7 protein-coding genes are annotated in these 15278 nt (G+C 69.4%); 1 reads left to right on the top strand and 6 read right to left on the bottom strand.

Going from position 1 to position 15278, the window contains the following annotated elements:
* Positions 1-191: 191 nt before the first annotated feature.
* On the top strand, positions 192-3989 hold the full coding sequence (locus tag OG780_RS14540) for a multifunctional oxoglutarate decarboxylase/oxoglutarate dehydrogenase thiamine pyrophosphate-binding subunit/dihydrolipoyllysine-residue succinyltransferase subunit (protein ID WP_328448292.1): 3798 nt from the start codon (positions 192-194) through the stop codon (positions 3987-3989).
* Between the two features lie 100 nt (positions 3990-4089).
* Here OG780_RS14540 and fxsT (OG780_RS14545) read toward each other — a convergent pair whose 3' ends face one another.
* The 6 genes from fxsT (OG780_RS14545) to fxsT (OG780_RS14570) all read right to left on the bottom strand — a co-directional run bounded on the left by fxsT (OG780_RS14545) (position 4090) and on the right by fxsT (OG780_RS14570) (position 15083).
* Positions 4090-7533 carry an FxSxx-COOH system tetratricopeptide repeat protein gene (gene fxsT / locus OG780_RS14545; RefSeq protein WP_328448294.1) on the bottom strand — a complete coding sequence of 1148 codons (3444 nt, stop codon included), beginning with the start codon at positions 7531-7533 and terminating at the stop codon, positions 4090-4092.
* Positions 7530-8837 carry a CHAT domain-containing protein gene (locus OG780_RS14550; protein ID WP_328448296.1) on the bottom strand — a complete coding sequence of 436 codons (1308 nt, stop codon included), beginning with the start codon at positions 8835-8837 and terminating at the stop codon, positions 7530-7532. The genes fxsT (OG780_RS14545) and OG780_RS14550 overlap by 4 nt, the downstream gene beginning before the upstream one ends.
* Entirely contained in the window at positions 8827-10605 is a 1779-nt protein-coding gene (locus OG780_RS14555) for a magnesium chelatase (RefSeq protein ID WP_328448298.1), read from the bottom strand. Before OG780_RS14555 ends, OG780_RS14550 begins: the two co-directional genes overlap by 11 nt.
* 9 nt (positions 10606-10614) lie before the next feature.
* Positions 10615-11511, bottom strand: coding sequence for an AAA family ATPase (locus tag OG780_RS14560; protein ID WP_328448299.1), 897 nt, complete (start codon positions 11509-11511; stop codon positions 10615-10617).
* Between the two features lie 59 nt (positions 11512-11570).
* Entirely contained in the window at positions 11571-11939 is a 369-nt protein-coding gene (locus OG780_RS14565; RefSeq protein ID WP_328448301.1) for a CU044_2847 family protein, read from the bottom strand.
* Positions 11940-12071: 132 nt separating this feature from the next.
* The gene (gene fxsT, locus OG780_RS14570) at positions 12072-15083 is read right to left on the bottom strand and encodes an FxSxx-COOH system tetratricopeptide repeat protein (protein WP_328448303.1); all 3012 of its coding nucleotides are present in this window, start codon (positions 15081-15083) and stop codon (positions 12072-12074) included.
* Between the last annotated feature and the right edge of the window lie 195 nt (positions 15084-15278).

Here is a 15278-nt window from a genome sequence, read left to right on the forward strand (position 1 = left end):
GGCCTCGGGACGACGTACCCTTTCCCCTGCGGAACCTCGCTTGTTTCCCGCCATTTCCATGGGCGAAACACAGATTCCGATGTGACTTACGCGACGTTGGACGGGCCCGGCCTGACCTTCTCGGCCAGGGAGGCGTAGCCTTTATTCCCGCTGTCCATCACCTTGTGAAGCGGAAGAGGGCGGTTAGCGCCGTGTCGCCACAGTCCCCCAGTAACTCGAGTATCTCGACCGATGACCAAGCCGCCGGGAAGAACCCCGCGGCCGCCTTCGGTGCCAACGAGTGGCTCGTCGACGAGATCTATCAGCAGTACCTCCAGGACCCGAATTCCGTAGACCGAGCCTGGTGGGACTTCTTCGCCGATTACAAGCCCGGGGCGCCCGCCGCCTCGGCTCCGGCGGGTACTGCGGCCGCGGGGGCCGCAGGGACCACCACCACGGCCGCACCGGCCGCTCCCGTGCCGCCCGCGGCGCGCCAGGCTCCTCCCCAGGCCCCTGCCGCACCGGCGCCCGCTCCGGCCGCCGCTCCTGCGGCTCCGAAGCCCGCTGCTGCGGCCCCGGCTCCCGTGAAGGCCGCTCCGGCCGCCGCGAAGCCGAAGGCGGCTCCGGCCGCCGAGGCGCCCGAGGGCCCCGAGTACGTCACCCTGCGCGGTCCCGCCGGTGCCGTCGCGAAGAACATGAACGCCTCCCTGGAGCTGCCCACGGCCACGTCCGTGCGCGCGGTCCCGGTGAAGCTGCTCTTCGACAACCGCATCGTCATCAACAACCATCTGAAGCGCGCCCGGGGCGGGAAGATCTCCTTCACCCACCTCATCGGGTACGCGATGGTGCAGGCCATCAAGGCCATGCCGTCGATGAACTGGCACTTCGTGGAGAAGGACGGGAAGCCCACCCTCGTCAAGCCTCCGCACGTCAACTTCGGCCTCGCCATCGACCTGGTGAAGCCCAACGGTGACCGCCAGCTGGTCGTCGCGGGCATCAAGAAGGCCGAGACGCTGAACTTCTTCGAGTTCTGGCAGGCCTACGAGGACATCGTCCGCCGCGCCCGTGACGGCAAGCTGACGATGGACGACTTCACCGGTGTCACGGTCTCGCTGACCAACCCCGGCGGCCTCGGCACCGTCCACTCGGTCCCGCGCCTGATGCCCGGACAGTCGGTCATCATGGGCGTCGGCTCCATGGACTACCCGGCGGAGTTCCAGGGCACCTCCCAGGACACCCTGAACAAGCTCGGCATCGCGAAGGTCATGACGCTCACGTCGACCTACGACCACCGGGTCATCCAGGGCGCCGCCTCCGGCGAGTTCCTGCGCATCGTCGCGAACTTCCTGCTCGGCGAGACCGGCTTCTACGACGAGATCTTCGAGTCGCTGCGGATTCCCTACGAGCCGGTCCGCTGGCTCAAGGACATCGACGCCAGCCACGACGACGACGTCACCAAGGCCGCCCGCGTCTTCGAGCTGATCCACTCCTACCGGGTCCGCGGCCACGTCATGGCCGACACCGACCCGCTGGAGTACAAGCAGCGCAAGCACCCCGACCTCGACATCACCGAGCACGGGCTCACGCTGTGGGACCTGGAGCGCGAGTTCGCCGTCGGCGGCTTCTCCGGCAAGTCCCTGATGAGGCTGCGCGACATCCTCGGTGTGCTGCGCGACTCGTACTGCCGCACCACCGGTATCGAGTTCATGCACATCCAGGACCCGAAGCAGCGCAAGTGGATCCAGGACCGCATCGAGCGCCCGCACACCAAGCCGGAGCGCGAGGAGCAGCTGCGCATCCTGCGCCGCCTGAACGCGGCTGAGGCCTTCGAGACCTTCCTGCAGACGAAGTACGTCGGCCAGAAGCGCTTCTCCCTGGAGGGCGGCGAGTCCGTCATCCCGCTCCTCGACGCCGTCATCGACAGCGCCGCGGAGTCCCGTCTGGACGAGGTCGTCATCGGCATGGCCCACCGCGGCCGGCTGAACGTCCTCGCGAACATCGTCGGCAAGTCGTACGCGCAGATCTTCCGCGAGTTCGAGGGCAACCTCGACCCGAAGTCGATGCACGGCTCCGGCGACGTGAAGTACCACCTGGGCGCCCGGGGCACCTTCACCGGTCTGGACGGCGAGCAGATCAAGGTCTCGCTGGCCGCCAACCCGTCCCACCTGGAGACGGTCGACCCGATCATCGAGGGCATCGTCCGCGCCAAGCAGGACATCATCAACAAGGGCGGCACGGACTTCACCGTCCTGCCCGTCGCCCTGCACGGTGACGCGGCCTTCGCCGGCCAGGGTGTGGTCGCCGAGACGCTCAACATGTCGCAGCTGCGCGGCTACCGCACGGGCGGCACGGTCCACATCGTCATCAACAACCAGGTCGGCTTCACCGCCGCCCCGGAGTCGTCGCGCTCCTCCATGTACGCCACCGACGTGGCCCGCATGATCGAGGCGCCGATCTTCCACGTGAACGGCGACGACCCCGAGGCCGTCGTCCGCGTCGCGCGCCTGGCGTTCGAGTTCCGCCAGGCGTTCAACAAGGACGTCGTGATCGACCTCATCTGCTACCGCCGCCGCGGACACAACGAGTCCGACAACCCGGCGTTCACGCAGCCGCTGATGTACGACCTGATCGACAAGAAGCGCTCGGTGCGCAAGCTCTACACCGAGTCCCTCATCGGTCGCGGCGACATCACCCTCGAAGAGGCCGAGCAGGCGCTCCAGGACTTCCAGGGCCAGCTCGAGAAGGTCTTCACCGAGGTCCGCGAGGCCGTCGCGCAGGCGCCCGAGGCTCATGTCCCGGACGTCCAGGCCGAGTTCCCGGTCGCCGTGTCCACCGCGGTCTCCCAGGAGATCGTGAAGCGGATCGCCGAGTCCCAGGTCAACATCCCGGACAACGTCACCGTGCACCCGCGGCTGCTCCCGCAGCTCCAGCGCCGTGCGGCGATGATCGAGGACGGCACGATCGACTGGGGCATGGGCGAGACCCTCGCCATCGGTTCGCTGCTCCTGGAGGGCACGCCGGTCCGGCTGTCCGGCCAGGACTCGCGCCGCGGCACCTTCGGCCAGCGCCACGCGGTGCTGATCGACCGGGTCAACGGCGAGGACTACACCCCGCTCCAGTACCTCTCGGAGGACCAGGCCCGCCTGAACGTCTACGACTCGCTGCTCTCCGAGTACGCGGTCATGGGCTTCGAGTACGGCTACTCGCTGGCCCGTCCGGACGCGCTGGTCATGTGGGAGGCGCAGTTCGGCGACTTCGTCAACGGCGCCCAGACGATCGTCGACGAGTACATCTCGGCCGCCGAGCAGAAGTGGAACCAGACGTCCGGCGTCACCCTGCTGCTCCCGCACGGCTACGAGGGCCAGGGCCCGGACCACTCCTCGGCCCGGATCGAGCGCTTCCTCCAGCTGTGCGCGCAGAACAACATGACGGTCGCGCAGCCGACGTCCCCGTCGAACTACTTCCACCTCCTGCGGTGGCAGGTGCACAACCCGCACCACAAGCCGCTGGTGGTCTTCACCCCGAAGTCGATGCTGCGCCTGAAGGCCGCCGCGTCGAAGGCGGAGGAGTTCACGACGGGCCAGTTCCGCCCGGTCATCGGCGACGACTCGGTCGAGGCGTCCGCCGTGCGCAAGGTCGTGTTCTGCGCCGGCAAGCTGTACTACGACCTGGAGGCCGAGCGGAAGAAGCGCGGCTCCACGGACACGGCGATCATCCGTATCGAGCGCCTGTACCCGCTCCCTGGTGCCGAGCTCCAGGCGGAGATCGCCAAGTACCCGAACGCCGAGAAGTACCTGTGGGCCCAGGAGGAGCCGGCGAACCAGGGTGCCTGGCCGTTCATCGCGCTCAACCTGATCGACCACCTGGACCTGGCGGTCGGCGCGGACGTCCCGCACGGCGAGCGCCTGCGCCGCATCTCGCGTCCGCACTCCTCCTCCCCCGCCGTCGGTTCCGCGAAGCGGCACCAGGCGGAGCAGGAGCAGCTGGTGCGTGAGGTGTTCGAGGCGTAGGCCTCCGGCACGACAGAGTGAAGGGGCCCGCCCCCGAGTCCTGGTGGACTCGGGGGCGGGTCTTTTGGTGTTCTCGGCGACGCCGAAGACCGGGGGCGGTTCACGTGGACAGCGGTTCGAAGTCCCAGTAGGGGCGGTTGCGTGCACGGGCGGAGATGGTGTGGACGTGCCGGGGGCCCAGTGTCGCGTCCAGGTCGGAGATCGCCTCTTGCTCGACCTTCTCCGCCTGTTGGCGGTCCCGCAGGCCCCGCAGATCGGCCGCCAGCGCGATGCGGGCGGAGAGGGTCAGCGGGTGGGTGCGGCCGAGACTCTCGGTGGCCCGGGTGACCGTGTCCTGGATGAGCGAGGCGGCCGACTCGGGGTCGCCGATGAGGTTGCGCAGCGCGGAGGCGTTGATCGCGCAGCCCAGCGTCCAGGGATGGGACTCCCCCACGGCCGCGGTCATGTCGGCGAGTGCGTGCTCGATGGCGACATGAGCCTGATCCCGTTCGCCGACGTTGCGCAGGACCAGGGCGTGGTTGGCACGGACCCCGGCGATGTAGGGGTGCCCCTCGGCAAGCATCACCTCGTACCGGGCGACGACAGCCTCACCGATCTCCCGCGCCTGGTCGATGTCACCGTGCTCACGGGTGAAACAGCTGGTGGACGCGGCGAACCTCAACGTCTGCGGATCCGTCTCACCGAGGGCACGCTCGCAGTGCTCCAGCACCCGGGTGAGAAGAGTGCCCGCCGTCGCACGGTCCCCGGTGCGATACAGGCACAGGGCGAGGTTGTGCTCGGCTTCGAGGGTCTGCGGAGCATCGGCCCCCATCACGAGACGGTACTCACGCACATTCCCGGCCTGGATCGACTCCGCCTCGGAATAGCGGCCTAGCAGCCTCAGATCGGTGGCGTACGAAATCTCTGAGCTGAGCGCCCAAGGGTGCCGGGCCGGCAACAGCAGTCTGCGCGCTTCCAGCGTATCGCGGTCGATGTCCAGTGCCGCTCCGTAGTGCCCGAGCAGACGCAGGGACACCGCCAGGTTGTTCTGCGCGCCCAGCGTGCGGGAGTCCGTGCCACCCAGGAGGTCCCGGTAGGCCGTGAAGATCCACTGGGACAGTTCCAGGGCCTCGTCGTAGCGGGCGAGGCCACGCAGGTCGGCAGCGAGGCCGCTGACCGCGCGCAGGTGGTCGAGGTCGTGTTCGCCCCGCTCCCCGCGCAGGTGGTTCACGGCTGTCCTCTCCAAGGCTTCCGTCCGCTTGTAGTCGCCCACCGCGCGCAGGAGATTGGCGTAGTGGTGGGTCAGCTCCCAGATGCGGGGATGGGTGTCTCCGAGGCGCGACTGCCAAGTGGTGAAGGTCTGTTCGGCGAGGCGGAGCCCGGCGGCGGACTCCCCGGAGATGTAGAGGTAGCGCAAACAGTCGAGGACCATGTTCTGCGAGGCCTGGTCGGTGTCGCCCAGGGCATCGGCGTACTCCAGATGAGGAACGATCTCGGCGTAGTCGGGCCACGTATCCGGGTCGGTCGGCCGGCCCGGGACTGCCGCAGCGAGCGAGGCCCGGGCCGCGGCGGCGTATCCTTCGGCGTCCTCCCGTGACATGCCCTGATGGGCTATCCGATGCACCATTCGGTGCAGGCACAGGACCGTCGCATGGGACTCCAGCCGGGCTACGGAGTACTGCGACAGCTTCCGGATCGTCCTGTCCCACCGTTCCGGATCGTCCAGCCCGGCCAGCCCCTCGGGACGTGCTTCCGTGGGCACGCTCTGAAGGAGGCGCACGGGTATGGAGCCCGGTGAGAAGAACGCGCACAGGCGTAGCAGGCCGACGGACTCGGGGGCGGTCTCGTGAAGCCTGTTCAGCAGGATCGCCCAGGCGGTCTGGAAACTGACCGGAAAGTCGCCGGGGGGAGCAAGTGTGTTGCCGTCGGTGCGTCGTTCCAGCAGATCGATGTACCCCTGGACCGGCAGGTTCGAGTCGTTCAGCCAGCTCGCGGTCTGATCGATCAGTAGAGGCAGGTCCTCCAGAGCCTCGGCGAGTCGGTGAGCCTCGCTCTGGGTGAGCCGGGGCGCGCGACGCCGAATGAGGTCGACGGATTCACTCCGCTCGTAGAGCGGAACCTCCAGCAGGTCAGCTCCATGGAGTGCCCAGCCCGAGTTGCGGGTGGTGATCAGGACGTGACCGGTCCCGGTCGGTACCAGATCCGCGATGCCGTCGGCTTCGTCGGCGCTGTCCAGGACGAGCAGCCAGCGCCGGTGCGGCTCACCGCGGGTCAGTGCCTGGCGTACGGCGCGAATGCGTTCGCCGTACTCCCGGCCCGTCTCCAGACCCAGTGCCGGGGCGAGTTGGGCCAGGCGTTCACGGAGTGTGCCGAGTTGATCAGCGGCCGCCCACCACACCACGTCGTACTCGGATCCGAAGCGGTAGATGTACTCGGTGGCCAACTGGGTCTTGCCGACCCCTGACATGCCGCACAGCGCCACCGCACCGGAATCCGCGGCGCGAAGTCGCCTCCCCAGTTCGTCGAGCAACGCATCGCGGCCGGTGAAACTCGGGTTGCGGAGCGGTACACCGCCCCACACCTCAGGAGCGTCTTCGGGGAAGCGGGGACCTTCGTGGCCCTCGTCGTCCGGCAAGGGCGACGCCGGGAAGCCCAAGCGGATCAGCAGACACCGCTCCGCCTCTTGGGCGCCGAGGCCGTACAGCGCGACCGGTTCCAGGGCCGCCGCCGCTGAAGGCAGGGACGACGAGGTGACGCTGACGGCCGCGAATCGGTCGGCGTTCGGAACGACGACCTCGCGCACGGCCGCGTCCCATTCGTCGTGACTGCGCATCCCTGTCTGGAAGTAGTAGTCGTGAAGGACAAGGAGCACCCGGCCGGAGGTCAGCAGACAGTCGTGCAGTGCATCCGCTGTGGACATGCTGTCCGGTGGATCCCAGAGACGCAGCGCGGCCTCGTGACCGCGCCGCTCGAGCCGGTCCGCGATCCACACCGCCCAGTCCCGGTTGAAACCGGCATAACTGATCGTCACGCTCTGCCGGTCGGATTCGAGCGGGACTGTGACCGCGGGTCGCCGCTCCCCGCTGCGCGGCGGCGACTCGTGACGGGACGGCAAGGGGCCGGACACACGAGCAGGCAAGACCTGTGCGAGTTGGGCCTGCGGGTTCCGTTCCACGTCGCGTTCCTTGATCTCGGAACGCAGTTCGGCCTTTCGGATTGGCACGCCCCACTGGTTGGTCACTGTCAGCCACAGCGCGGTGGGCCCGGGAACAGTGCCTGCGGTCACGCGGAAGTTGGCCGGTCCGTAGGTTCCGCCGAAGCGGTGAAGGACGACACTCGGCTCGTCGAGTGCCGTGCAGACGAAGTGCGGGGAACCGTCGAGAGCGACGGTGAAAGCGAACTCCTCGTCGGGGTAAGGCCATTCGGCGTCGCTGTCGTCCTCCGTGAGCGGTCCCCGCAGATCGACCGTGACGAGGTAGTCGCAGTTGGTATCGGCGCTGTGCGGCCAGGCGACGACCGGTTCGATGAGCAGCGGGCGCTCGTCGGGACGGGACGGATCGCTCATGGAGCTCCGCCCTTCCCGGCCTCTCGGGCTGTCAGCCGCAGTGTGGTGAGGGGATGGCCGTAGTAGTGGAACATGAACGCGTACAGCAGCCTCAGGATCCGCTTCTGGCCCGACTCGTCGACCCTGCCGTCGTCGTCACGGATCGGTGGAACCGCGGTCGGCGGGCCGAAATCCTCCGCCGCACGAGCCCTGAAGGACAGCAGCGTGTGGGTGACCGGCCGCTGCGGGTGCTGTGCCACCTGTTCAACAAGTCTGCGTATGAGGGCGCGTGCTTCTTTGTCACCGACCTGACCCGCCGTGACGATGCAGCCGCCGGCGCCCTTGCGCAGGAAGAGTTCGGCGAATCCGCGCAACGCCTGTTCCCCTTGGGCGCTGTTGACGACGGCGCGCCCCGAATGGCACGCGTTGAGGCACACCAACGAGCGGTCGGCTCGCAGCGCTCCCATCGCCTGGCCGTTCAGCTCGGCCCAGGTGCGGTTGCCGAGCGTGAGACGCGGGAGGGTCTCGCCGTAGGTGCCGTGGCAGCCCATGTAGATGAGTCCAGTGGGTTCGTCCGGGGTGTCGAGGGCCTGCAGGAACGCGCCCATCCTGGCGTGGAGCTGATGGGCGTACGGGAGAAAGACCTGGCCGTCGTCGGCCATTTCGTGGTGGAGGTAACCGAGCACGCGGCCGCGGGCCGCCGTTGTCTCGTGCGGCAGGTCGTGGCCGCTGTCGTGCACCGTGGTCCATCGGGACATCACCACCTCCGCCCCCAGCCAGGCCTCCTGGAGTCCCTGTCGACGGTCTTCGGGCAACAGGAACAGTTCCCAAGGGAGTTCGTACCCGGTGTCGTCCCAGACGAGGAGCCGCAGGGCGGTGTCGTGCCGGGCACGGATGCGGTTCAGCCAGTCGCCCAGCTCCGGCTGGTTGCGCGACCACAGATGGATGGCGTGGAGGACGTCCGCCGGGTACTCGCCGTCACGGCGAACGTTGCCCAGGCCCGTTCCGGGAGCGCTCAGACGAGGAGACTGGGCCGCGCCACGGACCGCGAGGTCGCCGCACCAGCCGGCCACCCGGTAGGCGTCACGGCCCGCGCTGTCGTGGGCGCGGACGACGTAGAGCACGGCCTCTCCCTCCTGAAGACGCCGATACGGGTTGGCGGCGGCACCGCCGACACCTAACGCGGCCTCGCGGGGCTGCCGGAGGTTGCGCAGGGAGGCGGGGGCGCGGCGGGCCGCTTCCTTCAAGCCGGGCAGGGATGCCCGGCGCACCATGGATCCCGTGCCGGAGAGCCACCGGGCGCCGTGCTGTGGGTCAACCCCCATGGCCCTCCCGTCCCTCGACGACGGTGGCGCCAAGCTTCTCCGCCAAGGCGAACGGCAGTTCCCCGTAAGGAGTTCGTGCCGCGTCGACGACCGCCACACGCAGTCTTCCGCGGTCCAGCGCGGCGAGGGGAGCCGCCGCGGCAAGACTGTCTTCGACACCTTGCGCCGCCACCGGTCCGTACATACGTCCGGTATGGCTGGCCTGCAACGGCACGTTGCCGCGGCCGTCGGTCACCACGACCAACCATGCTTCCGCCAGGCTGCTGCCCTGCAGACGAAACGCCTGGCGCAGCACCCGACCGGCCTGCTCGATGCCATGGGCGAGGGGCGTCGCCCGCCCCTTGGCCCGGTACAGGGCGGCCAGCACCCGTGGGTCGAGCACGCCGCGCGCGGCGAACGACTCGGCCCGCAGCTCGTTCGGCGCGTCGGCGCCGCCGACCTCGATGACCTGGAGGGCGGCCCGCGTGGTGTAGGCCCACTGGAGAAACGGGGTGAGCGCGTCCTGCCAGTCCCAGTCGCCCCGGCACGTATGGTCGAGCAGGAGGGTGAGCAGATGTTCGGGTGCGGGAGCCCGGACGTTGCTGTGCAGGTCGACAGCGGTGACGGTGAATTCCGCGTGTCCTCGTATCCGTTGGTGCACGGCGGCTTCCCGTACGGTCCGTACCAGCGCGAGGTCCCGCAGGTCTCGCGCCCGTCGGGTGCCCACGACGGCTCCGCGCGCTGTGGCGGGCCCTGAGCGCCGCTGCCAGGGGTTACGCAGGGGCGTGAACTCGCGGAAGGCCGTCGCCTCGTCCTCCGGGTACGGCACTCCGGCCGGGGCACCCGGCCCGGGACCGACTCCCTGAGCGGGGCCGGACGCCAGCATGGGTGCCTCGTCCGGCGGGCGGGTCCGGTTCTCGCTTCGTGCCCCTCGGCGTGTGAAATCGCCGGAGCGCGGCAGCGGTGGGGGCTGCACACGGGACTCGCCGCTCTCCAGCCGCCCGGCGGACGGCGGGGCCTCGGCGACCCGGAGCCCGATGAGCCGTGCCGCGTCCTCGCAGTGCGCCGCCGTCACCTCGCGTTGGCCGCCCAGGGTGGCGAGCGCTCTCGCGAGCCGCGCCAGGGCGAGGCTTCGGCGCGGGCCCGCGCCGGGTCCGAGGATCTCGTGTACGCGGGTGATGGTCGCGTCTCCGCTGACAGCCAACGGGGCCGGGGCCGGCGATGTCTGGAGTGGCCTGCCGTCAGGAACCTTACGTAGTCCGGGAACGGCGAGCCGCAGCGCGAAGCGGTCCAGGAGGTGCGGGGTCACCCGCCCCACGTCCTCGGAGCGGCACACGGCGAGCCAGCGGGCCCGCGGCCTGTCCACGAGCCGCAGACCCGGCTGTTCGACGCAGACGACATCGGAACCGAGGAGCTGCACCGCGGCCCGAGTCCCGGCAATGCTGAGATGTGCCAGGTCGGGCACGACCGCCAGGGGTGGCGGGCCCTCAGCGGAGACGAGCGGACCGGGCACGACGGTGAACGCGATGCCGTCCGGGTGACGGTCGAGCCGTGAGGTGCTCCACAGATCCTCGTCGCGGGTGGCGGCGCCGAGCGGGACGCGGGCCGCGGGCGGGCCCGGTTCGCCGAGGATCGCGGCGAAGAGCCCGGCGACCGGGCGCACGAGGCGGGGTTCGAGGTCGAAGATCAGTACGCCGGACAGGGCCGGGTCGAGCGCGGCGCACCGGAAGGCGCGCTCCAGGCGCCACACGTCGTCGGACGTCTCGGGATCACGGGTTTCGGTGGTCATGTGACGGGCTCAGTCCGCGTCGAAGAGGTCCTTGATCCTTGCATCGTCGTCAGGCCCCCAGTCGAAGGTGCCGCCGTGCGCCGCCTCGGGGCGGCGATGGCGCAGGGCAAGTGGCAGGACCCGGAGCAGATGGTCCGGCGCGACGCGATCGGAACCGTCCAGAGCGGCCAGCGCGCGAGCGGCCTGGGTCGCGACGATCTCACCACGCTGTCCGACGGCGTCGAGGCGCCCGGCCGCCTCGGCACACTGCCTCAGGACCCGGTCGGGCACGTCGACGTTCGGGAGCCGTGACCGGGCGGCTTCGAGTCGGTCCCGCACGGCGGCATTGTCCCGCTCGGCCTGCGCGATCCACTCGGAGTCGTCCCGTGACCGCGCCTCCTCGAAGGCCAGGACCGTGCGGATCATGCGGTGCCGGGCGTCCGCGTCCAGCTCCGTGGCAGTCACCATGAGCCCGAACCGGTCCAGCAACTGCGGGCGCAGTCCGCCTTCTTCGGGGTTCATGGTGCCGACGAGCCCGAAGGCGAGTGGCTTCTCGGTGGCCAGCCCTTCGCGCTGCACGGTCAGCACTCCGGTGGACACGACATCGAGGATGATGTTGACGACGTGGTCGTCGAGGAGGTTCACCTCGTCCACATAGAGGATTCCCTTGTCGTGTGCCTCTTCGAGGAGCCCGGGCTGTTCAAGGGGCTCACCGCGGATCAGAGCGTCGAGCCGCCAGCCTCCGACGACCCGGTCGTCGGTCGCGTTGATGGGCAGGGTGACCGGCAGCTCCCCATGGGCCATGAGGGCGAAGCCGCGTACGAGGGTCGACTTGGCCGTGCCGCGAGGCCCGGCCATGAGCACGCCCCCGATGCGCGGCGCCACATGGTTGAGCTCCAGGGCCAGTTTCAGTTCTTCCTGTTCCACGACACGGCTGTACGGAAGGATCGACCCACGCCATCGGCTCGTCTCCGGTGCCGCGCCACTCACGAGGTGACCCCGGCCGCGCCCCCCGCCGTGTCCGGAACTCCGGAAGTCTGCCATCGGAAGGTGATCTGCAGCTGCGCCTCGGCCCCGCTCTTGACGAGGGCCGCCACTCCCGCGTCGACCTTGATGGAGATCTGCATCTCGATCTCGTCGGGCCTCAGGCTCGCGTCGAGCTCCTCGAATCTCCTGACGGCTTGCGCGGCACACCGGCGCGCGAGGTCCAGTCCGTCGCTGTAGGCGTCACGGGCGACCTCGACGACTCGGCGGGCGGCGCCTCCTCTCGTGTCCTCGTCTCCGTATACGAGGTCGAGACCTCCGGAGCCCGGATCGCTCTCGACCTCGACAGGGATGGGTCCATCCGCGCCCACCGGGACAGGTCCCACTAAAATCACCACGCGACCCCCTGGTCGAACTCACCTGCTGTGCATGGCTGTTGAGCGAGAACTGGGTCATTCCCCGGCACACCGGTGGTTATGCGTGCCGGGGCTCGACATCGACGGTCACGTCTCCTGTGGTTCGAAGTCCCAGAAAGGGCGGTTACGGGAGCGGGCGGAGATGGTGTGGACGTGCTGGGCACCCAAGGTGGCGGCCAGGTCGTCGAGGGCCGCCTGTTCGACCTTCTCCGCCTGTTGGCGGTCCCGCAGGCCCCGCAGATCGGCCGCCAGCGCGATGCGGGCGGAGAGGGTCAGCGGGTGGGTGCGGCCGAGACTCTCGGTGGCCCGGGTGACCGTGTCCTGGATGAGCGAGGCGGCCGACTCGGGGTCGCCGATGAGGTTGCGCAGCGCGGAGGCGTTGATCGCGCAGCCCAGCGTCCAGGGATGGGACTCCCCCACGGCCGCGGTCATGTCGGCGAGTGCGTGCTCGATGGCGACATGAGCCTGATCCCGTTCGCCGACGTTGCGCAGGACCAGGGCGTGGTTGGCACGGACCCCGGCGATGTAGGGGTGCCCCTCGGCAAGCATCACCTCGTACCGGGCGACGACAGCCTCACCGATCTCCCGCGCCTGGTCGATGTCACCGTGCTCACGGGTGAAACAGCTCGTATTGGCGGCGAACCGCAGGGTCTGCGGATGGGTCTCACCCAGCACGCGTTCACAGCGCTCCAGTACGCGGGCGAACAGCGCTCCCGCGGCCCGGCGGTCTCCACTGCGGTACTGGCACAGGGCCAGGCTGTGTTCGGCGTCCAGGGTCTGCGGGTGTTCGGCCCCCATGACGATGCGGTGCTCGCGCACGCTCTCCGTCTGGATGGACTCCGCCTCGGTGTACCGCCCGAGGTAGCGCAGATCGGTCGCGTAGTGAATCTGCGAGGAGAGCGTCCACGGATGCCGGCCGCGCAGGAGCTGCCTGCGTGACTCCATGGTTCCCCGGTCGATGTCCAGAGCCTCTTCGAAACGCCCGAGCAGCCGCAGCGACACCGCCAGGTTGTTCTGCGCGCCCAGCGTGCGGGAGTCTGCGTCGCCGAGGAGGTCGCGGTAGGCGGTGAAGATCCACTGGGACAGTTCCAGGGACTCGTCGTAGCGGGCGAGGCCGCGCAGGTCGGCGGCGAGGCCGGTGGCGGCGCGAAGGTGTTCCAGGTCCTGGGGGCCGCGTTCCTCGCGCAGGTGCTCGACGGCGGCACGCTCGATCGCCTCGGTGTGCTGGTAGTCGCCTACGGCGCGCAGCAGGTTGGCGTAGTGGTGCGTCAGCTCCCAGACGCGCGGGTGGTTCTCGCCCAGCAGGGTCCGCCAGGCTTCCATGGCGCGTGCGCCGAGCGTGATGCCCGACTGGTACTCGCCCGAAATGTACATGTAGCGAAGGCAGTTGAAGACCAGTGTCTGTACCGCCGAGTCCTTGCTCTGCAGCACGTCCGCGTACTTCAGGTGCGGGACGATCTCCGCGTAGCCGGGCCACAGCCGGGTGTCCGTCGGGCGCCTCGGGTCCGCTGCGGCCAGGGCGCGGCGGACCACGTCGATGAACTCGCGGCGGTCCTCGTCGGGCATGTCCTTGTGGACGATCTGGTGGACCATGCGGTGCAGATACAGGGACTCGCCGGAGGAGGCCGCCTCGTCGCCGGCCGCCTCGTGGGACTCCAGCCGGACGACGGAGTACTGGCGGAGCTGGTTGATGGCCTTGTTCCACAGCAGCGGATCGTTGAGCAGACCCGCGATCTGTTCCGGCAGTTGGTCGTGCGGCATCTCCTTCAGCAGGCGTACGGGGATGAAGCCCGGCGCGAAGAAGGTGCACAGGCGGAGCAGGTCGACGGACTCCGGGACGGTGTCGCGGAGTTTGTTCAGCAGTATCGACCAGGCCGTCTGGAAGGCGACCGGGAAGTCGGCGGAGATCTTGACGACGTCCTGGTCGATGCCCCCGTCCAGCAGGGCGATGTACTCCTGGACGGACAGGTCCGAGTCGTTGAGCCAGCCGGCCGTCTGGTCCAGCAGGAGGGGCAAGTCCTCCAGCGCTTCGGCGAGTTGGTCGGCCTCGGGTTCGGTCAGGCGGGGTGCGCGGCGGCGGATGAAGGCGACGGACTCGTCGCGGCCGTAGACGGGCACCTCCAGCAGTTTGCTGTTGTGCTCGCTCCACTCGGGGTTGCGCGAAGTGATCAGGACGTGGCCGGGCCCGGTGGGGACGAGGTCGTAGATCTGGTCGGGCTCGTCCGCGCCGTCCAGGATCAGCAGCCAGCGGGAGTACGGGTCGCCCCGGCGCAGCGAGTCGCGTACGGCGCGCAGCCGCTCGCCGTACTCGGCACCGGTCGAAAGGCCCAACTGCGGTGCCAATTCGGCCAGTCGGCGCCGGTAGGTGACCCGCTTCTCGGCGTTGACCCACCACACCACGTCGTACTCGGAGCCGAATCGGTAGACGTACTCGGCGGCGAGCTGGGTCTTGCCGACGCCGGACATGCCGTGCAGCGTCACCACGCCCGCGCCCGCCTCGGCGCCCTGGAGCAGGTGGTAGGCGTCGTTCAGGAGCGGCTCGCGGCCGGTGAAGCGGGTGTTGCGACGCGGCACTCCGCCCCAGACCTCTGGCATGGCGGCCGGGAAGCGGGGGCCGCGCCGGGTGCCCTCGACGGACTCGGGGAGAGGTTCGGAGGGCAGGTCGAGGCGCTCCAGGACGCGGCGCTCGGCCTCGTCGGCGCCCATGTTGTTCAGGTCGACCGCGCCCAGCACGGTGGTGGCCGTCGGCAGCGTGCTGTTGGTGACGGAGACAGCCGCGAAGCGGGACGGGTCGGGCGCCACGACCTCGCGCAGCGCGGCGTTCCACTCCTCGTAGGTGCGCGGGCCCAGCTGGAAGTACCACTCACTGACGACGATCAGGATCCGGCCCTGGGCCAGTGTGAGGTCGCGCAGCAGGTCGACGAGGGGCACCTCGGCCGGGGCGTCCCAGCGCTGGTACACCACTCGTTGTCCACGCCGCTCCAGACGGTCCCCGATCCAGGCCGCCCAGGCCCGGTTGAAACCGGCGAAGCTGATGGTGACGGTCTGCTTCGCGGACCCCCTTTCGGATGGCCCGACCGGCGTACGAGCTCCAGACATGCAGCGGCCTCCCCGCACGTGATTTTAGAACCGCCGCGAGGGTCGGCGATAGGGCGCCGACGCACGCCAGTCGCTTGCTCCACGGTTCCTTCTCAAAGGTGTTCAGCGACGATCTTGGCGTACGGTCCGCCCCGCGTCCGGGAACCCACGGCTTTCGGCGAGGATGGCTCAATCGAAGCGGAGCATGGCGCGTTC

Source organism: Streptomyces sp. NBC_00386, from assembly GCF_036063235.1.
Lineage (GTDB): Bacteria > Actinomycetota > Actinomycetes > Streptomycetales > Streptomycetaceae > Streptomyces.